This window comes from Mycobacterium sp. 1165196.3, from assembly GCF_001673415.1.
Classification (GTDB): Bacteria; Actinomycetota; Actinomycetes; order Mycobacteriales; family Mycobacteriaceae; genus Mycobacterium; species Mycobacterium europaeum_A.
On sequence record NZ_LZLU01000056.1, the window covers coordinates 23,320 to 42,335 of the forward strand.

General features: G+C 67.5%; 24 protein-coding genes. 2 read left to right on the forward strand and 22 right to left on the reverse strand.

The genetic code is table 11. From position 1 onward, the window contains the following. Positions 1-132: 132 nt before the first annotated feature. The 8 genes from A5659_RS05240 to A5659_RS05275 form a co-directional block, all read right to left on the reverse strand. Complete coding sequence (locus tag A5659_RS05240) at positions 133-318, reverse strand: type Z 30S ribosomal protein S14 (protein ID WP_003873499.1); 186 nt, start codon at positions 316-318, stop codon at positions 133-135. A gap of 4 nt (positions 319-322) precedes the next feature. Beyond that, entirely contained in the window at positions 323-886 is a 564-nt protein-coding gene (gene rplE / locus A5659_RS05245; protein WP_066869394.1) for a 50S ribosomal protein L5, read from the reverse strand. A gap of 1 nt (position 887) precedes the next feature. Further along, a complete protein-coding gene (gene rplX / locus A5659_RS05250; protein ID WP_066869391.1) occupies positions 888-1,205 on the reverse strand; it encodes a 50S ribosomal protein L24 in 318 nt (105 codons plus the stop codon). Next, a complete protein-coding gene (gene rplN / locus A5659_RS05255) occupies positions 1,206-1,574 on the reverse strand; it encodes a 50S ribosomal protein L14 (protein WP_003403649.1) in 369 nt (122 codons plus the stop codon). A 230-nt stretch (positions 1,575-1,804) separates the two neighbouring features. Continuing rightward, positions 1,805-3,295: an HNH endonuclease signature motif containing protein gene (locus A5659_RS05260; RefSeq protein ID WP_067179609.1), complete on the reverse strand. Its 1,491-nt coding sequence runs from the start codon at positions 3,293-3,295 to the stop codon at positions 1,805-1,807. A gap of 36 nt (positions 3,296-3,331) precedes the next feature. Continuing rightward, on the reverse strand, positions 3,332-4,234 hold the full coding sequence (locus A5659_RS05265; RefSeq protein WP_066869388.1) for a DUF4436 domain-containing protein: 903 nt from the start codon (positions 4,232-4,234) through the stop codon (positions 3,332-3,334). A 245-nt stretch (positions 4,235-4,479) separates the two neighbouring features. Then, positions 4,480-5,370 carry a formylglycine-generating enzyme family protein gene (locus A5659_RS05270; RefSeq protein ID WP_067179611.1) on the reverse strand — a complete coding sequence of 297 codons (891 nt, stop codon included), beginning with the start codon at positions 5,368-5,370 and terminating at the stop codon, positions 4,480-4,482. 27 nt (positions 5,371-5,397) lie between these two features. Beyond that, positions 5,398-6,342 carry a DUF4436 domain-containing protein gene (locus A5659_RS05275; protein ID WP_067179613.1) on the reverse strand — a complete coding sequence of 315 codons (945 nt, stop codon included), beginning with the start codon at positions 6,340-6,342 and terminating at the stop codon, positions 5,398-5,400. A gap of 252 nt (positions 6,343-6,594) precedes the next feature. On the opposite strand from A5659_RS05275, the gene pstS reads away from it, so the two are divergent. Beyond that, positions 6,595-7,728, forward strand: a complete 1,134-nt coding sequence (pstS, locus tag A5659_RS05280) for a phosphate ABC transporter substrate-binding protein PstS (protein ID WP_231997740.1) — start codon at positions 6,595-6,597, stop codon at positions 7,726-7,728. Positions 7,729-7,734: 6 nt separating this feature from the next. On the opposite strand, the gene A5659_RS05285 is transcribed toward pstS, so the two are convergent. From A5659_RS05285 to A5659_RS05350, 14 genes are all read right to left on the reverse strand, one after another. Continuing rightward, positions 7,735-8,661 carry a DUF4436 domain-containing protein gene (locus A5659_RS05285; RefSeq protein WP_066869376.1) on the reverse strand — a complete coding sequence of 309 codons (927 nt, stop codon included), beginning with the start codon at positions 8,659-8,661 and terminating at the stop codon, positions 7,735-7,737. 11 nt (positions 8,662-8,672) lie between these two features. Next, positions 8,673-11,033 (reverse strand): arylsulfatase, encoded by a 2,361-nt coding sequence (locus A5659_RS05290; RefSeq protein ID WP_067179616.1) that lies wholly within the window; start codon positions 11,031-11,033, stop codon positions 8,673-8,675. A gap of 52 nt (positions 11,034-11,085) precedes the next feature. Further along, complete coding sequence (gene rpsQ / locus A5659_RS05295; RefSeq protein ID WP_066869370.1) at positions 11,086-11,442, reverse strand: 30S ribosomal protein S17; 357 nt, start codon at positions 11,440-11,442, stop codon at positions 11,086-11,088. Next, entirely contained in the window at positions 11,442-11,675 is a 234-nt protein-coding gene (gene rpmC / locus A5659_RS05300) for a 50S ribosomal protein L29 (protein ID WP_055401869.1), read from the reverse strand. The genes rpsQ and rpmC overlap by 1 nt, the downstream gene beginning before the upstream one ends. Further along, positions 11,675-12,091 carry a 50S ribosomal protein L16 gene (rplP, locus tag A5659_RS05305; protein ID WP_007773582.1) on the reverse strand — a complete coding sequence of 139 codons (417 nt, stop codon included), beginning with the start codon at positions 12,089-12,091 and terminating at the stop codon, positions 11,675-11,677. The genes rpmC and rplP overlap by 1 nt, the downstream gene beginning before the upstream one ends. A gap of 3 nt (positions 12,092-12,094) precedes the next feature. After that, positions 12,095-12,934, reverse strand: coding sequence for a 30S ribosomal protein S3 (gene rpsC / locus A5659_RS05310; RefSeq protein WP_066869367.1), 840 nt, complete (start codon positions 12,932-12,934; stop codon positions 12,095-12,097). Continuing rightward, a complete protein-coding gene (gene rplV / locus A5659_RS05315) occupies positions 12,934-13,485 on the reverse strand; it encodes a 50S ribosomal protein L22 (RefSeq protein WP_066869364.1) in 552 nt (183 codons plus the stop codon). The genes rpsC and rplV overlap by 1 nt, the downstream gene beginning before the upstream one ends. After that, positions 13,482-13,763 carry a 30S ribosomal protein S19 gene (gene rpsS / locus A5659_RS05320; protein WP_007773585.1) on the reverse strand — a complete coding sequence of 94 codons (282 nt, stop codon included), beginning with the start codon at positions 13,761-13,763 and terminating at the stop codon, positions 13,482-13,484. The genes rplV and rpsS overlap by 4 nt, the downstream gene beginning before the upstream one ends. 29 nt (positions 13,764-13,792) lie before the next feature. Then, positions 13,793-14,635 carry a 50S ribosomal protein L2 gene (gene rplB / locus A5659_RS05325; RefSeq protein ID WP_007773586.1) on the reverse strand — a complete coding sequence of 281 codons (843 nt, stop codon included), beginning with the start codon at positions 14,633-14,635 and terminating at the stop codon, positions 13,793-13,795. 28 nt (positions 14,636-14,663) lie between these two features. Further along, the gene (rplW, locus tag A5659_RS05330; RefSeq protein ID WP_007773589.1) at positions 14,664-14,966 is read right to left on the reverse strand and encodes a 50S ribosomal protein L23; all 303 of its coding nucleotides are present in this window, start codon (positions 14,964-14,966) and stop codon (positions 14,664-14,666) included. Beyond that, positions 14,967-15,635, reverse strand: coding sequence for a 50S ribosomal protein L4 (rplD, locus tag A5659_RS05335; protein ID WP_066876433.1), 669 nt, complete (start codon positions 15,633-15,635; stop codon positions 14,967-14,969). It abuts the gene before it with no gap. Next, on the reverse strand, positions 15,635-16,288 hold the full coding sequence (gene rplC, locus A5659_RS05340; RefSeq protein WP_066869357.1) for a 50S ribosomal protein L3: 654 nt from the start codon (positions 16,286-16,288) through the stop codon (positions 15,635-15,637). The genes rplD and rplC overlap by 1 nt, the downstream gene beginning before the upstream one ends. Positions 16,289-16,302: 14 nt before the next feature. After that, positions 16,303-16,608: a 30S ribosomal protein S10 gene (rpsJ, locus tag A5659_RS05345; RefSeq protein WP_003873519.1), complete on the reverse strand. Its 306-nt coding sequence runs from the start codon at positions 16,606-16,608 to the stop codon at positions 16,303-16,305. 438 nt (positions 16,609-17,046) lie between these two features. Further along, positions 17,047-17,646: a TetR/AcrR family transcriptional regulator gene (locus A5659_RS05350; RefSeq protein ID WP_197497926.1), complete on the reverse strand. Its 600-nt coding sequence runs from the start codon at positions 17,644-17,646 to the stop codon at positions 17,047-17,049. A gap of 143 nt (positions 17,647-17,789) precedes the next feature. On the opposite strand from A5659_RS05350, the gene A5659_RS05355 reads away from it, so the two are divergent. Beyond that, positions 17,790-18,902 carry an MFS transporter gene (locus tag A5659_RS05355; protein WP_231997742.1) on the forward strand — a complete coding sequence of 371 codons (1,113 nt, stop codon included), beginning with the start codon at positions 17,790-17,792 and terminating at the stop codon, positions 18,900-18,902. The last annotated feature ends 114 nt before the right edge of the window (positions 18,903-19,016 follow it).

The following is a 19,016-nucleotide window of genomic DNA, read 5'->3' on the forward strand; positions in this document are numbered from 1 at the left end:
CTGCTCCTCTTCATCGCTACGCTCTGCATCGTCGACATCGCGGTCATGACAGCGTTGGTACCTTCCTCGCGGTGGTTCCCGGTTTGGGCCTGTCGCGCACCTGTTCTGGGTTGGTCTTAGGGGTTGGGGCTGTTACCAGCTGCTCTTCTGCACGCCGGGCAGTTCGCCCGCGTGCGCCATCTCGCGCAGGCAGATCCGGCACAGGCCGAATTTGCGGAAGACCGCGCGCGGGCGGCCGCACTTGTTGCAACGGGTGTAGCCGCGCACCGCGAACTTCGGCTTGCGTGCGGCCTTGTTGACCAGTGCCTTCTTTGCCATCTACTCAGTTCTCCTTGAACGGAAAGCCGAGGGCCCGCAACAGCGCTCGTCCTTCGTCGTCGGTCGTCGCCGAGGTGACGACGTTGATGTCCATGCCGCGGACCCGGTCGATCTTGTCCACGTCGATCTCGTGGAACACCGACTGCTCGGCGAGCCCGAAGGTGTAGTTGCCGACACCGTCGAACTGCTTGGGCGACAGGCCGCGGAAGTCGCGGATACGGGGCAGCGCGATCGAGGTGAGGCGGTCCAGGAACTCCCACATCCGGTCCCCGCGCAGGGTGACCCGCGCGCCGATCGGCATGCCCTCACGCAGCTTGAACTGCGCGATGGACTTGCGCGCGCGACGAATCTCGGGACGCTGCCCGGTGATCAGCGCCAGGTCGCTGACGGCCCCGTTGATCAGCTTCGCGTCCCGCGCCGCATCGCCGACACCCATGTTGACGACGACCTTGGTCACCGTCGGGATCTGCATGACGTTGCCGTAGCCGAACTGCTGCTGCAACGAATCGCGAATCTCGCTGCGGTAGCGCTCTTTCAGGCGCGGCTGAACCTTTTCTGCTGTGGTCATCCTAGATGTCCTTGCCGTTGCGCTTGGAGATACGAACGCGCTTGCCGGTCTCCTCGTCGACGCGGTAGCCGACGCGGGTGGGCTTACCGTCCGAGTCGACCACCATCACGTTGGAGATGTGGATCGGCGCTTCCTGGGTGACGATCCCGCCCGACTGCGCGCCGCGCTGGTTGGTCGAAACCGCGGTGTGCTTCTTGATCGCGTTGACGCCCTCGACCAGCACTCGGTCGCGGTCCGGGTAGACCTTGAGCACCTTGCCTTTGGCGCCCTTGTCCTTACCGGCGATCACCAGGACGGTGTCGTCCTTCTTGATCTTCATTTACAAAACCTCCGGGGCCAGCGAGATGATCTTCATGAACCGCTTCTCGCGCAGTTCGCGGCCCACCGGCCCGAAGATGCGCGTCCCGCGCGGGTCGTTGTCGGGCTTGATGATCACCGCGGCGTTCTCGTCGAACTTGATGTAGCTGCCGTCGGGGCGGCGGCGCTCCTTGACCGTGCGCACCACGACGGCCTTGACGACATCCCCACGCTTGACGTTGCCGCCCGGGATGGCGTCCTTGACGGTGGCGACGATGACATCACCGATGCCGGCGTAGCGTCGCGACGAGCCGCCGAGCACACGGATGCACAAGATCTCCTTGGCGCCGGTGTTGTCGGCGACCTTCAGTCGCGATTCCTGCTGAATCACTCGATCTCCTGACCTGGGTTGCGTGTGCACGGCAGGAGAACCCACCTGGGTGAGCATTCGGCGGGCATGACCCACCAAAAACCTGACGTGCGCGGTCTTTGTCACCGAAGGGCACGCGGGGCCGATTCGCACCGGCCGAGGTCTGCCCAAGGCAACCCCTAGAGTCTAGGGGACGACCAGCTCAGAGCCAAATTCTGCGCGAAGGCGATCGAGATGGGTCGATTCTGCACCTAAAAGGGCGGCGGGTCCTCGTCGAACCCGTTGGTGGTGGGCCAGGGGTGGTTCGCCGGTGGGGCGGCTCGGGCCAGGCGTGCGTCGCGGTTGTGGCGGCGTTCGGTGGCCACGCGCGCGGCGCGGTCCTGGGCGCGGGTGCGGCGGCGTTTGGGCATCATCGCGGTGCGCTCGGCGCAGTAGTCGGACTTGGCGGCCGCCGCCCGAATATCGCCGGTGGGGGCGCAGAGTTGGGGGAACAGCAGTGCGCTGCCCGGGGTGGTGACATGGGTGCGTCCGGCCGGTGAGGTCAGGATCAGGGTGCCGTCGGGCAGCTGCTTTTCCTGCCAGCCCCAAAACGTCTTCACCAAATGATGGGTGCGGCACAGCGCCTTGAGGTTCGAGGCGTGCGTGGGGCCGCCGTCGGCGTAGGGGATCGTATGGTCGAGGTCGCAGTTCACGGCGGGCTGATCACAGCCGGGCCAGCGACACGTCAAGTCCCGGCAGCGCACGAAATCGGCCAGCGCCTTGGACGGCACATAACCCGGCTCCGGCGGCGCATCACCGGGATGAACCAGCGGTACCAGCGTGGCCGAGGCGGCCAGCTCGGCGACCAGCTCCGGTGAGATCAGGCCCTCGGCGCCCAGCTCGCAGGCCGGCGCCAAGCCGGTCCCGTCCAGACTGGCCCGCTCGGCGACCACATGAATCACCACCGCGCTCGACGCGGGCCGTTTGCCGGCCGCGCAGTCGGCGCGTCCGCAGCGACAGCCCAGCCGGTCTGCCCCGCCCGCCAGCGCGCCCAGCGCATCGGCGCGGCGCTGCGCGCGGGTGCGCGGGTCGTGCTCACACACCGTGGCCGCCAACGCGTTCAGGCGCCGGTCCAGCGCATGGGCGTCCGGGGCGAGCAGGGTGCCCTCCAGATGCGCCAACCCCTCCCCCATGTCGGCGACCCACACCTCACGCCCGGCCGCGCGCTCCTTGCGCCGCCGCACCGCATCCGCATCAGCGCGAGCCACCACCTTGTCCACCTGCGCGGCCAGCCGGCCCTGGCTCAGTGACGGCCACCTGGTCACGGTGGCGGCCAACTCCGCGTCCACCGCCGCCAGCACCTGCGGGTCGGTGATCAAATCGGTGCGGAACACGATCGTCTGAAACATCAGGTAGCCAATATCCCCGGCCGAAAACACCGCACCCACCTTCGGCAACCGTTCCCGCATCGCCCGCGCGTAGCGCAGCCGGCTGGCGGCCAACCCCTGGCTGATCCGCAGCTCGGCGGCCACCTCCGCACCCACCGCCGCCTCGGTGTCGATCGCCCACTCCTCGGTCTCGGCACACCGCGACAGCCGATAGGCGAACAATTCACCGATCGCCACCAACAGCGCGGCCGCCGCCCGATTCTCCGCCCGCGCGGCACCGCCGATCCGCTCGAGCAACCCCGTCGACACCGGCGTCGCCGACGGATAACGCCGCTCGAACCGCTCATCGAACCGCGCGATGACTGTCTCGAACATACATTCGATCATGCCACCGGCTACCGACAAGTGCGGTCAGTCGCCCTGCCGGATCCAGGCGACGATGTACAGGGTCATCGCCGTGACCAGCGCGATGAGGACCCACTGCACGATCGCCTGGTCGATCCACGACCCGGGCGGCGGGGCCCCGGGCAGGATGTTGCGCAGCGGGACGATCGCGAACAGGTTCGCGGCGTACCAGGTGGCGAACGGCGGCAGGAACTTCCTTCGGCCCAGCGCCATAGGAATGGCGACCAGCAGGGCCAGAGTGGGCAGGCTGACCAACACCAGGCAGATGCCCAGGTCGAAGATCAGGGGACCCTTGGCCCGCTTCAGGGTGATCACCACATTGCCGTTGTCGGTGGCGCGGGAGGTGGGCAGCGCGCTCGGGTCGTGCATCCGGTTGACGCTGACCTGCCACCCGTCCAGCGCCCCGGTCACCTCGACGCGGGCGGGCACCTTCCTGCGGTTCTCACCGGTGCCCACGAACGCGTCGGCCGCGATCGGCTCCGTCTGATAGGAGTCGAACGGCCAGTTACCCGGATCGCCGTGCGCCTCGATGGTGGTGCTGAGCTGGGCCGGCGCCTTGCCCTTCGGGTATTGCAGATCTCCCAGATCGCTTGTGGGATAAAGCCGGACCGCGACGTCGTTGGCCAGCACATCAAACCTGTTGTCGTACTGGGCAACTCCGGGATACGCCAGCACCTCGACGGACAGCCGGTTGGCCACCGGCTTCAACTCTTCGAGGCGCAGCTGCACGATCGTGGCGTCGCCGCCGCCCTGGCTCAGGTCCAGTGGCGGCAGGGGCCCCTCTGACCGCTGTAGAAAGTGCACGCCGAACAGCGACAGGACGTAGACGATGATGACGCCCGCGAGAATGCCGACGCCAATCGCGATCCGCGGCGCCTCCCGCTTCTGCTTCGGGGCCTCGGTGGTCATCGCCGGCCGCCGCGAGCAACACCCCGCCGGGAATACCGAAGTGCTTGCTGACGCCGGGCCGGTGCCGTCGGCGAGAACCGGTCGGAAGAGGGCGACACGCCGTCAGATGTTAGCGGACCGACGCGGCCGCCCGCGCGACGAAATCTCCTGTCCAGTAACGCATCAGGCCCGCGTCACCCATCGGCCATGCGCCGTTTACATCGCCGGCTGAAAAAGCGGCCCTCCGGCCTGGCGACACCCATTTGCTAACCCGATGACGAGTCGGCCACGCAGCGAAACCCGATGTGGGTCGTCGCGGAGTCCTGCGATTGTGGTGACCGGGCCGCCGGACGGTAACGGTGGCAGTACTCCGGCGCGCACAGGTGGCTGCCGCCCTTCAACGCTTGGTTGACGGACGGATCGGCCGGGCCCGACGGGGCGCAGCAGGACTTGGGCGGCGGGTCGAGCCGGTGACGCGCCGAGTATTCGGTGGCCGTCCACTCCCACACGTTGCCGATCATGTCGACGAGCCCAAAAGCGTTGGGGGGGAAGGTACCTACCGGCGAGGTCCCCACCCAGCCGAGCGCCCCGTCGTTGCGGTACGGAAAGCTGCCCTGCCACGTGTTGGCCATCAGCCGGCCCTCGCTGGTGGCCTCGTCACCCCAGGAGTACGTGGTCGTCGAACCGGCCCGCGCCGCGTACTCCCACTCGGCCTCGGTCGGCAGGCGCCGGCCGGCCCAGCGCGCGTAGGCGGTCGCATCCGGATACGCCACCTGCACCACCGGATGATCGCCGCGGTCGCGGACATCGCTGTCGGGCCCGAACGGGTGGCGCCAGCTCACGCCGGGCACCCACCGCCACCACTGTCGCCAGTCGCGCAGGTCGACCGGCCCGGCGGTCGGACGGAAAACCATTGCGCCCGGGCACAAATCGCCGGGGTCCGCGCCCGGATACAGCGCCGGGTCGATCGGCTGCTCGGCCACCGTCACATATCCGGTGGCGGCGACGAATTCGGCGAACTGCGCGTTGGTGACCGGGTGCCGTTCCACCGCGATCGGACCCACCGTCACGGTGTGGATCGGCGCCTCTTCGGGGTAGAAGCTGGTCGATCCCATGCGGAATGATCCGCCGGGGAGGTCGACCAGCTCGGTTAGCACCCCGTCAGGCTACGCCCGCCGGGCGCCTCAGTCGGATTGCCGATACCAGGTGAGCATGTACAGCGCCATCGCCGCGACCAGTGCGATCAACACCCAGATCACCAGGGCTTGGTCGATCCACGCGCCCGGCGGGGGCGCCCCCGGTAAAAAGTTGCGGATGGGGATGACGGCGAACAACATGGCGGCAAACCACGTGACGAACGGCGGCACGAATTTCCGTCTGCCCAAGGCGATTTGGATGACCACGGCGAAGGCCAACGCGGGCAGCGCGAAGAGAACCAGGCAGATCCCGAGGTCGAAGATCAGCGGGCCCTTGGCCCGGTGCAGGGTGATGACGACGTTGTCGGCGCGATCCGAGTCCTGGCTGGCCTCGCCGACGCGCTGAACGCTGACGTCCCAGCCGTCCAGGCCTCCGGTGACCTCCACCCGCGCGGGAATGTAGCGGCGCGCATCGCCCTGGCCGACAAGCACATCGGCGGATAGGGCGTCGGTGCGGTAGGAATCGAACGGCCAATTGTTCGGGTCGCCGTGTGCCTCGATGGTGGTCGCGACCTGCGCCGGCGACTTGCCGGCCGGGTACTGCAGGTCGCCGAGGTCGTTCGGGGGATCCATGCGCACCGCGGTGTCGGTCTTGAGCACCTCCAGGCGTTTGTCGAACATCGACTCCTCGGGGATCACCAGCACCTTCACCGTCAACCGGTTCGCGGCGGTGTCCAGCTTCTCCAGGCGCACCAGCACGACGGTGTCATTGGTGGCGTTGAGGTCCGGCGGCTTGAGCGGGCCACCCGATTTCGCGAGCAGGTGCACCCCGAACAGCGACAGGACATACACGGCGAGGAAGCCCGCGACGGCGGCCACGGCGATGACCCTGCGCCGCTTGCGCCGGTCGGGCTCGGCCGTCGACGCGGGTGCCGCGGGTGGTTGCTCCGCTGGCGCCGGAGGCGGTGGCGAGGGTGGCGCTTGATGGGACATCGGTCACACCTCCGTGGGAACTCGAACACTCGTGGACGGATGCTAGCGAACTCGCCACCGGCGCGGGCGAAGTTAAAAAATTCGTCATGTTTAGGTAATTTCCGCTGGGTCCGCTGCACCGCGCGCCGGTCCAGCGAAACGAACTTGTGGGCTCGGCGGCCACCGCGCCCCGCGCCGCCAAACCTTCGATCGCAGCCGGTGCGCGCACCAGTTCATCCGGAGTTTGTTTGCCTGTTCAACCGGTGGCGGTAGATGTCGACTGTGCAGCGCAAGCGTTGGGCACCGGTGACCGGCGTTCTGGTGGCCACCCTGGTGGTCTCGGCATGCAGCAACTCCCCCGCGAGCCTGCCGTATACCGCCGGCGCCAAGGTGGACTGCGGCGGCAAGCAGACCCTGGCGGCCAGCGGCTCGACCGCGCAGGCCAACGCGATGACCCGGTTCGTCGACGCCTATCGCCAGGCCTGCTCCGGGCAGACCCTGAACTACACCGCCAACGGGTCGGGCAACGGGATCGCCGACTTCCTTGCTGGCAGAACGGATTTCGCCGGATCGGACACACCGCTGTCGGGTGAGCAGTACGCCACCGCCAGACAGCGGTGCGGCGGCGCCGACGCCTGGAACCTGCCGGTGGTGTTCGGCCCGCTGGCCATCACCTACAACCTCGCCGCAGTCGACTCGCTGGTGCTCGACGCGCCCACGCTGGCCAAGATCTTCAACGGCACGATCACCCGCTGGGACGACCCGGCCCTGACGTTGCTCAACGCCTCCATGCCGGCCGAGGACATTCACGTCATCTACCGCAGCGACGGTTCGGGCACCACCGACAACTTTCAGGCCTACCTGCAGTCCGCGTCCGGCGGGGCATGGAACAAGGGCGCGGGCAAGGCCTTCAACGGCGACGTCGGCACGGGCGCCGTCGGCAACACCGGCATCGCGGCCGCCGTGAAGAACACCGAGGGCGCGATCGGCTACACCGAACTATCGTATGCGCTCCAGCAGGGACTGTTCGCGGCCGAGATCAAGACGCCGGCCAGCCGCAGATCGTTGCGTCCCGTCCGGATCGGCACCGACACCGTCGGCAAAACCATCAGGGGCGCCAGGATCACCGGCGCCGGCAACGATCTGGTGCTCGACCTGTCGTCGTTCTACAACCCCGCCCAGCCGGACGTCTACCCGATCGTGCTGGCGACCTACGAGATCGTCTGCTCCAAGTACCCCACCTTCGATGTGGCCAAGGCGGTCAAGGCTTTTCTACAGGCGGCCATCGGCCCCGGCCAGATCGAACTGGCCAAAAGCGGCTACATCCCGTTGTCGCCCGAGTTCCAGGCGCGGGTGTCGGCCGCGGTCGACGCGATCAGTTCGGTGGACGCACCAAAATCCGAATGAGCACAACTACGTCCGGGTAGGCGCTTTTCGATCGCGTTGTCGCCACCAGCCGATCAGGAACAGCGTCAGCGCGGTGACGAGCCCGATCAACACCCACAGCACGATGGCCTGATCCACCCACGAACCGTACGGCGGGCTGCCCGGCAGGATGTTGCGCAGCGGGACGATCGCGAAAAGCATTGCGCCGTACCACGTGGTGAGCGGCGGCAGGAACGACGTGCGGCCCAGCGCCACGGGAATGGCGACCCATAACGCCAGCACGGGCAGCGAGATCAGGACCAGGCAGATGCCGACATCGAAGATCAGCTGCCCCTTGGCCCGGTGCAGCGTGATCACCACGTCGTCCTTGAGGTCCGGGTTGTTGTCTTCGGCGTCGTGGACGCGGGTGACGGTGGCATCCCAGCCGTCCAGCCCCCCGGTCGCCTCGACGCGCGCGGCCGTCTTCTCCTTGCCGGCGCCGGACCCGGTGAACACGTCGGCCGAGATGACGCCGGTCCGGTACGAGTCGAACGGCCAGTTCGCCGGATCGCCGTGCGCCTCGATGGTGGTTGTCACCTGTGCGGGTGCCTTGCCGACCGGGTACTGCAGATCACCCAGGTCGTTGTCGGGATACAGCCGGACCGCCGCATCGGTCGTGAGCACCCCGAAGTTCTTGTCGTACAACGTGTCTTTGGGGTAGACGAGCACATTGACCGTCAGCCGGTTCGCGACGGTATCCAGCTTCTCCAGCCGCACCTGCACGACGCTGTCCTCGGCCTCGACCTTGCTCAGGTCTACCGCGGGTAGCGGGGGCGCCGATTTGGCCAGCAGGTGCACGGCGATCAGCGACAGCACGTAGATGACGACGAGGGAGGCGACGATCCCGAACGCGATCGCGATCTGCCGCCCTCGCGCGCCGGCCGGTGCCGGCGGCGCGGGTGGTCCGGCGGGCATCGGGGTACTCATCAGTCCCTCGAAAAGGCAAGCGCGATCTCGGTTTCCACGTCCACATAGGGTCGGCCGGACAGGTCGACGGTCACCTGGGTGATGATGCCTCCGGTGAAGGTGAACGGCGCCTTATAGCGACTGGAGACGCCCGACCCGCCGTTGCGCCCGACCGTGATGCCCGCGCCCGCCAGCCCGAAGGTGCCGGGGTGGGTGCTCACCCCGGTCAGCGTGCCGACGACCTTGTCGTCGATGAACAAGCTGACGTCACCGAGCGGCGTGTGACTGTTCTCGACCGTCCCGGTGCGTGAATAGCTGGCGCCGAACAGATGTCGGCCCAGTGGCACGGCGTCGGACGACGACACCTCCTGCTGGCGCTCGCCGAGGAAGTTGTACACGTAGTGCAGCCGGCCGTCCTGGATGAACAGCACATGCCCGCCGTGCGCGCCGCCCTGCTTGAACAGCACACCCTCGGCGCCAGTGGTGTCGACGGTCACCTCGGCGAGCACCGAGAAGGACCGGCCGCGGATTTCGGCGGCGGCACCGATGCTGACGTCGGCGCAGTCCGGATAGTAGATGTAGGTGTTCCGGTCGCTGACCAGATATGGCCGCGACCGGCCCAGCGTCTCGAGGATGTTCAGGTCCGACAGCGGCAGTCCGTTGTATTTGGCCGCCTCCGAGAACCACAGCGCCTTGAGTTCTTCGAGTTTGTCCGGGTTTTCGGCGGCCAGGTCGTGGCACTGGCTGCGGTCGGCCTCGATGTGGAACAGTTCCCAGCGGTCGGCGTCGAAATGCGACCAGCCGGCCGGTGTCGCCGCATGCACGGTGTTGGCAAACCAGCCCTGGTGCCAGATCCCGCGGGTGCCCAGCATGGTGTAGAACTGGGTGCTCTTGCCGGTGTCGGCGCCCGGATCGGCAAGGGCCGCCTTGAAACTCACGCCGTCCAGGGGCTTCTGGGGGATGCCCTTGAGGGTCTGCGGTGGCGCCATGCCCAGCAGGTCGTAGACGGTCGGGGTGATGTCGCAGACGTTGACGTAGGTGTCGCGAACCTCCCCGTGTGCGGCAATTCCGTTGGGCCACGAGATGATTGCCGTATCCGCGATGCCACCCTCATGGGAGGCGTACCGCTTGTAGAGCTTGTAGGGCGTGTTGAAGGCCATCGCCCAGCCGATCGGGTAATGGTTGTAGGTCTCGGGGCCGCCGAGGTGGTCGAACAGCTTCATGCTCTCTTCGACGGTGTCGATGTAGCCGTTGAAGAACTTGCCCTCGTTGACCGAGCCGTTCGGGCCACCCTCGCCGCTGGCGCCGTTGTCGGAGATGACCACGATGATGGTGTTGTCCAGCTGGCCCGATTCCTCGAGATAGTCCAGGATGCGGCCGATCTGGGCGTCGGTGTAGCTCAAGAACCCGGCGAACACCTCGGCCATCCGCGCGAACAACCTTTTCTCTTCGTCGTTGAGTGAATCCCAGGGTCGCACGGTGTCCTGCAGCGGCCACGGCTCACCGCTCGGTCCCTTCACGTCCAGGTACGGGTTGACCGGTGACAGCTCGGTGTCGGGCGGCACGATTCCGAGCGCCTTCTGCCGCTCCAGCACGATCTCGCGGTAGCGCTCGTAGCCCATGTCGAAGCGACCGGCGTAGCGGTCGGCCCATTCTTTGAATACGTGATGCGGCGCGTGCCCGGCGCCGGGGCACACGTAGGAGAACCAAGGCTTCTCGGGCGCAATAACTTTGGCGTCGCGGATGAACTCGATGGTCTTGTCGGCCAGGTCCTTGGAGAGGTGGTAGCCGTCCTCCGGGGTGCCCGGCGGGCTCACCGGGTGGTTGTCGTACACCAGGTCGGGATACCACTGGTCGGTTTCACCGCCCAGGAATCCGTAGAACCGTTCGAAGCCACGCGAGGTCGGCCAGTGCCGCTTGGTCGACGCGAGATTCGATTCCTCGAGCGGGGTCAGGTGCCACTTGCCCACGGCGTAGGTGTTGTAGCCGTGCTCGGCGAGCGCCTCGGAGAGCAGGCCGGTGTCAAACGGTATGCGGCCGTTGGCATTGGGGAAGCCCTCGGTGAACTCCTCGATGGTGGCCATGCCGACCGTCGTGGCGTTGCGTCCGGTGAGCAGCGACGCCCGGGTCGGCGAGCACAGCGCGGTGGTATGGAATTGCGAGAGCCGGACGCCACGCTCGGCGATGCGCGACATGGCCGGCATCTCCACCAGACCGCCGAAGCAGTCCCAGGTGGCGATGCCCGTGTCGTCCCACACCAGGTACAGGACGTTGGGCGCGTCGGGGGGCGCGGTCGGCGCGGCGTAGGGTCCCCAGTCCGGTTCGGAGTCCCGGATGTCGAGCTCGATCTTCCCGTTGAACTGCCCCGACCCAGTCGCCATCGCCGCAGACTACACCCGCGACGGGGCGTTCGCTGCCGCTAGCTAAAAGGGCTTACTTAGCCTTTTCCAGAATTTCGACGAGGCGCCAGCGCTTGGTCGCCGAGGTCGGGCGGGTCTCCATCAGCGATACGCGGTCGCCGATTCCTGCCGTGCTGTTCTCGTCGTGCGCCTTGACCTTCGTGGTGGTCCGGATGATCTTGCCGTACAGCGGGTGACGCACGCGGTCCTCGAGCTCGACCACGATGGTCTTCTGCATCTTGTCACTCACCACGTAGCCGATGCGCACCTTGCGCCGTCCCCGCACCTTCGGGTTGGCCGGAGTGTGCTTGGGGCCTTTGGGATTACCGTCCTTCGACGCGGCCTCGGTTGCGGCGGCCTTCTTGGGCGCGGCCTTCTTGGCTTCTGCCATCACGATTCCTTACCATCCGGCCCGGAAGCCAGGCCCAGTTCTCGTTCGCGCAGCACCGTGTAGACGCGCGCGATCTCCTGACGCACCGTGCGGAGCCGGCGGTTGTTGGTGAGCTGTCCGGTCGCCATCTGGAAACGCAGATTGAACAGCTCTTCCTTGGATTCGCGCAACCGCTCGGTGAGCTCCTCTTCGGTGAGCTCACGCAGTTCGCCAGGCGAAATTCCCACTGCCATCAGAACTGATCCTCTCGAGTCACGATGCGGGCCTTGATCGGCAACTTGTGGATCGCGCGGGTCAGCGCCGCCCGGGCGGTCTGCTCGTTGGGGTAGCTGAGTTCGAACAGCACCCGGCCCGGCTTGACGTTGACGACCCACCACTCCGGCGAACCCTTACCCGAACCCATGCGGGTCTCGGCGGGCTTCTTGGTCAGCGGCCGGTCGGGGAACACGTTGATCCACACCTTGCCGCCACGCTTGATGTGCCGGTTGATGGCGATACGAGCGGACTCGATCTGGCGGTTGGTGACGTAGGCGTGCTCCAAGGCCTGGATGCCGTAGTCACCGAAGTTCACCGCCGTACCGCCACTGGCGATGCCGCGCTGGCGGGGGTGGTGCTGCTTGCGGTGTTTAACCCTGCGGGGAATCAACATGATTCAGCTCTCCGTGCTCTGTGGTTCTGCAGCGGGTGCGGACTGGGCCGGCGCGGCGCCAGCGCCCTCTTCGGCGCTTGCGGCCGCGCGGCCGGCCTCGGTGCTGGTGGCCGTGGTGCCCGACGCGCCACTGCGACGCGGACGGGTGCCCGAAGGACGCTCACGGCGCGAACGCTCGGCACCGGCCGGAGCGGCGGCGGCCAATTCGCGCTTCCCGCCGACGATGTCGCCCTTGTAGATCCACACCTTCACGCCGATCCGGCCGAAGGTGGTCTTGGCTTCGTACAGGCCGTAGTCGATGTCGGCGCGCAGCGTGTGCAGCGGCACCCGGCCCTCGCGGTAGAACTCCGAGCGGCTCATCTCGGCGCCGCCGAGGCGGCCGGAGCACTGCACCCGAATGCCCTTGACGTTGGGCTGACGCATCGCCGACTGGATGGCCTTACGCATCGCCCGGCGGAACGCCACGCGGTTGCTCAGCTGCTCGGCGACGCCCTGGGCCACCAGTTGCGCCTGCGACTCCGGGTTGCGGACCTCGAGGATGTTGAGCTGAACCTGCTTGCCGGTCAGCTTCTCCAGGTCGGCACGGATCCGGTCGGCCTCGGTGCCGCGGCGGCCGATCACGATGCCGGGACGTGCGGTGTGGATGTCCACCCGGACTCGGTCACGGGTGCGCTCGATCTCCACGTCGGCGATCCCGGCCCGCTCCAGGCCGGTCGAGAGCAGCCGCCGGATGGCGACGTCTTCCTTGACGTAGTCCGCGTACTGCTTGTCGGCGTACCAGCGTGACTTCCAGTCGGTGGTGATGCCCAGCCGGAAACCGTGCGGATTGATCTTCTGGCCCACTAGTCTGAGCCTCCCTTCGCGTCAGAGGTCTCAGACGTCTTGGCTTCGGCCTTCGCCGCCTTCTTCGCGGGCGCTTTGGTGGCGGCCTTCTTGGCGGGCGCCTTGTTGGCCGGCGCTTTCTTGGCGGGGGCCTTCGCGGCGGCCTTGCTGGCCTCGGCGCGACGGGCCCGGGACGACTTCGCCGATCCCTGGTCCTTGCCCGGCCGGCTTTCCACCACGACGGTGATGTGGCTGGTGCGCTTGCGGATCCGGAACGCGCGGCCCTGGGCGCGCGGACGGATGCGCTTGGCGGTGGGGCCCTCGTCGGCGTAGACGGTGGCGACCACCAGGGTCGCCGGGTCCAGCCCGTTGTTGTTCTGCGCGTTGGCCGCGGCACTGGCGATCACCTTGGCCACCGGCTCGCTGGCGGCCTGCGGCGCCCAGCGCAGGATGTCCAGCGCGTCGGCCACCGAGCGGCCGCGCACCAGGTCGATCACCCGGCGCGCCTTTCTCGGCGACACCCGCACGAACCGTGCTTTGGCCACCGCCGATGGGAATTCCGTTGTGGTCATCGCCGTTTGGCCTTCCGGTCGTCCTTGATGTGTCCCTTGAAGGTGCGGGTGGGCGCGAATTCACCGAGCTTGTGGCCGACCATCGCCTCGGTGACGAACACCGGGACGTGCTTGCGTCCGTCGTGGACGGCGAAGGTGTGGCCGATGAAGTCAGGAATGATCGTCGAACGTCGCGACCATGTCTTGATCACCTGTTTGGTGTTCTTCTCGTTCTGCGTGTCCACCTTCTTGAGCAGGTGGCCGTCGACGAACGGGCCCTTCTTCAGGCTGCGTGGCATGTGCTGATACTCCTAGTCCTGGGACTTCCTCAGCGCCCGTGCTTCTTGCCGGTGCGCCGGCGTCGGACAATGAGCTTGTTGCTGGCCTTGTTCGGGTGCCGGGTGCGGCCCTCGGGCTTGCCCCACGGGCTCACCGGGTGACGACCACCGGAGGTCTTGCCCTCACCACCACCGTGCGGGTGGTCCACCGGGTTCATCACCACACCACGGACGGAGGGGCGCTTGCCCTTCCACCGCATCCGGCCGGCCTTGCCCCAGTTGATGTTCGCCTGTTCGGCGTTGCCGACCTCGCCGACGGTGGCGCGGCAGCGCACGTCGACGCGGCGGATCTCACCGCTGGGCATCCGCAGCGACGCGTAGGTGCCCTCTTTACCGAGCAACTGGATGCTCGACCCGGCCGAGCGCGCCAGCTTGGCGCCGCCGCCCGGCCGCAGCTCCACGGCGTGGATGACGGTACCGGCCGGGATGTTGCGCAGCGGCAGGTTGTTGCCCGGCTTGATGTCGGCGTTCGGGCCGCACTCCACCACGTCGCCCTGCGAAAGTCCCTGCGGCGCAATGATGTAGCGCTTCTCGCCGTCCAGGAAGTGCAGCAGCGCGATGTTGGCGGTGCGGTTGGGGTCGTACTCGATGTGCGCGACCTTGGCGTTCACGCCGTCCTTGTCGTTGCGGCGGAAGTCGATCACCCGGTAGGCGCGCTTGTGGCCGCCACCCTTGTGGCGGGTGGTGATGCGGCCGTGCGCGTTCCGGCCACCGTGGCCGTGCAGCGGGCGCACCAGCGACTTCTCCGGGGTGGAACGGGTGACTTCGGAGAAATCGGACACGCTCGAGCCGCGGCGGCCCGGGCTCGTCGGCTTGTACTTACGAATTGCCATGTCTAATCAGGTCTTCCTCTCGCGGCGGCTACGCCGGTGCCCCGAACAGATCGATCGGCTTGCTACCCGGCGCCAGCGTGACGATGGCCCGCTTGGTGCTCTTGCGCTTGCCGAATCCGGTCCTGGTGCGCTTGCGCTTACCTTGCCGGTTCGCGGTGTTCACCGATGCGACCTTGACGGAGAAGATCTTCTCGATAGCGATCTTGATCTGCGTCTTGTTCGAATCGGGGTGCACCACAAACGTGTACACGTTGTCGTCGAGCAACGAGTAGGACTTCTCCGAGATGACCGGGCCCAGAATGATGTCGCGGGGGTCAGTGATGGTCGCCATCTACGCCGTTACCTCCACATCTTTGTCGGCGGCGCCGCCGGTGGCCCCGGCGATGTAGGCGCCCAGCGCCTCAACGCTGAACACCACGTCGTCGGAGCGCAGCACGTCGTAGGTGTTGAGCTGGTCGGGAGTCAACACGTGCACACCGGGCAGGTTGCGCACGCTCTTGGCGCCGGTCTCGTCGCTGCGCCCGATCACGACCAGCACCTGCTTGCGGTCGGTCAGCGTGCCCAAGAATGCCCGGGCGTTCTTGGTCGACGGCGTCTGCCCCGACACCAGCTCGGTGATCGCGTGGATGCGGCCGTTGCGAGCCCGGTCGGACAGGGCACCGCGCAACGCCGCGGCAATCATCTTCTTGGGCGTGCGCTGGCTGTAGTCGCGGGGCTTGGGCCCGTGCACGACGCCACCACCGGTGAACTGCGGGGCGCGGGTCGAACCCTGACGGGCCCGGCCGGTTCCCTTCTGCCGGTACGGCTTACGGCCACCGCCGCTGACATCGCCGCGCGTCTTGGTCGAGTGCGTGCCCTGACGCGCCGCCGCCCGCTGCGCGGTGACGACCTGGTGCATCAGCGCGATATTGGCCGGCGCATCGAACAACTCGGCCGGCAACTCGATCGAACCCTCGACCTTGCCGCCCGGCGTCTTGACGTCAATCTTCACCGCTGCCATTACTTCTCACCTCGCTTGACCGCGCTGCGGACCACGACGAGTCCACCGGTGCGGCCGGGGACCGCGCCCTTGATCAGCAGCACGCCGTTCTCGGTATCGACCTTGTGCACCAACAGGTTCTGGACGGTCACCCGGTCGCTACCCATCCGGCCCGCCATCCGGGTGCCCTTGAAGACCCGGGCGGGGGTGGCGCAGCCGCCGATGGAACCGGGCCGCCGGTGCACCGCCTGGGCACCGTGGCTGGCGCCCTGGCCACGGAAGCCGTGGCGCTTCATGGTGCCGGCGAAGCCCTTGCCCTTGGAGGTGCCCGTGACATCGACGTAGGCGCCGTCGGCGAAGATCTCCGCCGTCAGCTCCTGGCCGACCTCGTATTCGGCGGCCGCCTCGGGGTTCTCCAGCCGCAACTCGGCCAGAAACCGGCGCGGGTTGACGCCCGCGGCGGCGTACTGACCGGTCACCGGCTTGTTGACCTTGCGGGGACTGATCTCGCCGTAGGCCAGCTGCACGGCGCTGTAGCCGTCGCGCTCGGGGGTACGGATCCGGGTCACCACGTTCGGGCCGGCCTTGACGACCGTCACCGGCACGACCCGGTTGTTCTCGTCGAACACCTGCGTCATGCCCAGCTTGGTACCCAGGATGCCTTTTCTTGCCATGAGTCGCCGATCTCCTACTGGATGTTGACGTCGACACTGGCCGGAAGGTCGATGCGCATCAGCGCGTCGACGGTCTTCGGCGTCGGGTCGAGGATGTCGATGAGCCGCTTGTGCGTGCGCATCTCGAAGTGCTCCCGCGAGTCCTTGTACTTGTGCGGTGAGCGGATGACGCAATACACGTTCTTCTCAGTCGGCAGCGGCACCGGACCTACAACGCTGGCACCCGTGCGGACGACGGTCTCGACGATCTTGCGCGCCGACGCGTCAATAGCCTCATGGTCGTAGGCCTTAAGCCTGATGCGGATCTTCTGTCCCGCCACGCTTCTCCTACCCTCACTCCTGTTGGGGCCCGGTATCCGGGCTCACATAGTCCTCAGTGCCTCCCAGCGCGCCAGTCGACGGCCCAATCTTGGGCCGATCGAGCGTTGCGCCGGATATTGCGCCGCTGTTTACCTGTCGTGGTCCACCGGCCCCCGCGGTCGGGCGTGTCACCCTCACGCAGCCTCAGCACGACAATTTCAGGATCGAAATTCGTCGCTCTCAAAGGATGGGACCGGACGCGCCCGTTTGGACGCTGGTCGTATGCCCGACCAGGCGCAAACCCGGCTCAAGGCAACCTGAACAGTATGCCTGAAGATCGTGGCCGATCAAAATTCGGCCCGGATCTGCGTCCGAATCCGCCGCACCCGCCTCGCGGACGGTAGCACCGGAGGATAACCGCGCTGGTCAGAAGCGCCTAGCTGGCGGGGCGCCGGCCCTCAGGCACCCGCCGATTCGACAGTCGCCGCGCCGGACCTGGCGCACTGGACGTGCAGGAAGCCGTCGACGGCCTCCAGCGCGCATTGCCGGTAGTCGAAATCGGGCAGGGTGGACAGCCTGCCCAGCACCAGGGGCCCGATGAGCAGGGCGATCGCCCGCGACCGGTCGACCTCCCCCAGCTCGGCGGCCTCCGGGCTGTCGAAGATGGCGTCGAAGGGCTCCGCGTACTGCTGGGCGATGCGCTCGCGCAGGGTGGTGATGGCCGCGCTGTCGGCGTTGTGGCTGCGCCGCGGCTCGGGCATGCCTTCCAGGTCGCGGCCCAGCGCCAGCCAGGACATGGCGGTCATCACGGTCGGGGCCAGGGCCACGGCCTCGGCCTGGGCCAGCACCACCGCGACCAGCCGGTCGCGCAGCGAGCCCTCGGCCGGCGGGGTGGGCGACGCCGGTATCAGGCTGTTGAAAGCCGCTGCCAGTAAGTCGTTTCCGCTCGGGAAGTGGCGATACAGGGTTGCCCGGGCGACATTGGCGGTGCGGGTGACCGCGTCGACCGTCACCGCACTGGGACCCCCCGCGCGCAGCAGCGTGACGGCGGCTTCCAGCAGCCTGGCCCGCGACCGTGCCGGGCGCGGGTCGGACGTCTCGGTGGTAATTACGCCCACCTCCCGTTTGAAAACAAGACTATCGGTCTACCTACAAGACTATTGGTCTCGAAACGTCGCACGGTCCCAAGGAGGCGCACCGCATGGTCGAAACCCTCGTCCGGAATGACCAGCGTACTGACGGGATCGGCATCGGCGGTAGCTTCCGGGCCCGAAACTGGACGCTGGCCGTCGCCTGCATGGGGGTGGCCCTGGTGGTGGCGTCGATGACGGCCCTGAACACCGCGCTCGGCGACCTGGCGGTCGCCACGTCGGCCACCGCCTCGCAGTTGAACTGGGTCGTCGACGGCTACACCGTGGCGTTGGCCTGCCTGCTGCTGCCGGCCGGCGCGATCGGTGACCGCTACGGACGGCGCGGCGCGCTGCTGACCGGACTGCTGGTGTTCTCGATCGGCTCGGTGGCGCCGGCGCTGCTGCACAACCCGTCCCAGATCATCGCGGGGCGGGCGGTGGCCGGGATCGGTGCCGCGTTCGTCATGCCCGCGACGCTGTCGCTGCTGACGGTGGCCTATCCAAAAGACGAGCGCACCAAGGCCGTTGGGATCTGGGCGGGGACGGCCGGTTCCGGCGGCGTGTTGGGCATGCTCGGTTCCGGCCTGCTGCTTCGGTTTTGGGACTGGCACGCCATCTTCTGGTCGCTGGGCATCGCCGGCCTGCTGATTTTCGCGCTGGCCTGCACCGTGGCGTCGTCACGCGACGCGGGCGCTCCTCGGGTCGATGCGCCGGGCGCGGTCCTGATCGGCGCGGCGGTCGCCGTCGCCGTGGCCGCCATCCTGGAAGCGCCGGGGCGCGGGTGGAGCGACCCACTGGTGTGGGGCGGGCTGGCGGTCGGCGCGGTCATGGCCGCGGCGTTCGGCGCGCTCGAGTTGCGCCTGGCGGCGCGGGGCCGGCAACCGCTGCTGGATGTCCGGTTGTTCGCCGACCCGAATTTCGCCACCGGAGTGACCGCGATCGTCATCCTGTTCGGCGCCACCTTCGGGTTCTTCTATATCGGCATGCAATACGTGCAGCAGATCATGGGCTACTCCCCGTTGGCGACGGCGGCAGCCTTCGGGCCGTTCATGGTGCCGCTGGGCATCTTCTCGGCCCTGTCGTTCTGGTATGTGCCCAAGCTGGGCCTGCGGCTGGTGTTGTTCGCCGGCACCCTGCTGATGGCGGTGGCGAGAATGAGTGTGGGCCAGGCGAACTCGAGGTAGGTGGAGTGCAGGTCCAGCCAGTACATGCACCCGAACCCCACCGCCATCAGCAGGGTGCCGGCGAACAACACCAGCCGCAGGCCCAGCTTGGGCACATACCAGAACGGCAGGTAC

Bases quoted from the DNA above. Each gene is read 5' to 3' on its own strand.
- A5659_RS05240 (WP_003873499.1), bottom strand. From the start codon at position 318: ATGGCAAAGAAGGCACTGGTCAACAAGGCCGCACGCAAGCCGAAGTTC.
- A5659_RS05260 (WP_067179609.1), bottom strand. From the start codon at position 3,295: ATGTTCGAGACAGTCATCGCGCGGTTCGATGAGCGGTTCGAGCGGCGT.
- rplD (WP_066876433.1), bottom strand. From the start codon at position 15,635: ATGGCAGCGGTGAAGATTGACGTCAAGACGCCGGGCGGCAAGGTCGAG.
- A5659_RS05265 (WP_066869388.1), bottom strand. From the start codon at position 4,234: ATGACCACCGAGGCCCCGAAGCAGAAGCGGGAGGCGCCGCGGATCGCG.
- rplX (WP_066869391.1), bottom strand. From the start codon at position 1,205: ATGAAGATCAAGAAGGACGACACCGTCCTGGTGATCGCCGGTAAGGAC.
- rpsQ (WP_066869370.1), bottom strand. From the start codon at position 11,442: ATGGCAGAAGCCAAGAAGGCCGCGCCCAAGAAGGCCGCCGCAACCGAG.
- A5659_RS05285 (WP_066869376.1), bottom strand. From the start codon at position 8,661: ATGCCCGCCGGACCACCCGCGCCGCCGGCACCGGCCGGCGCGCGAGGG.
- rplC (WP_066869357.1), bottom strand. From the start codon at position 16,288: ATGGCAAGAAAAGGCATCCTGGGTACCAAGCTGGGCATGACGCAGGTG.
- pstS (WP_231997740.1), top strand. From the start codon at position 6,595: ATGTCGACTGTGCAGCGCAAGCGTTGGGCACCGGTGACCGGCGTTCTG.
- A5659_RS05275 (WP_067179613.1), bottom strand. From the start codon at position 6,342: ATGTCCCATCAAGCGCCACCCTCGCCACCGCCTCCGGCGCCAGCGGAG.
- rpsS (WP_007773585.1), bottom strand. From the start codon at position 13,763: ATGCCACGCAGCCTGAAGAAGGGCCCGTTCGTCGACGGCCACCTGCTC.
- rplB (WP_007773586.1), bottom strand. From the start codon at position 14,635: ATGGCAATTCGTAAGTACAAGCCGACGAGCCCGGGCCGCCGCGGCTCG.
- rplV (WP_066869364.1), bottom strand. From the start codon at position 13,485: ATGACCACAACGGAATTCCCATCGGCGGTGGCCAAAGCACGGTTCGTG.
- A5659_RS05290 (WP_067179616.1), bottom strand. From the start codon at position 11,033: ATGGCGACTGGGTCGGGGCAGTTCAACGGGAAGATCGAGCTCGACATC.
- rplE (WP_066869394.1), bottom strand. From the start codon at position 886: ATGACCACAGCAGAAAAGGTTCAGCCGCGCCTGAAAGAGCGCTACCGC.
- rplP (WP_007773582.1), bottom strand. From the start codon at position 12,091: ATGTTGATTCCCCGCAGGGTTAAACACCGCAAGCAGCACCACCCCCGC.
- rpmC (WP_055401869.1), bottom strand. From the start codon at position 11,675: ATGGCAGTGGGAATTTCGCCTGGCGAACTGCGTGAGCTCACCGAAGAG.
- rplW (WP_007773589.1), bottom strand. From the start codon at position 14,966: ATGGCGACCATCACTGACCCCCGCGACATCATTCTGGGCCCGGTCATC.
- A5659_RS05355 (WP_231997742.1), top strand. From the start codon at position 17,790: ATGGTCGAAACCCTCGTCCGGAATGACCAGCGTACTGACGGGATCGGC.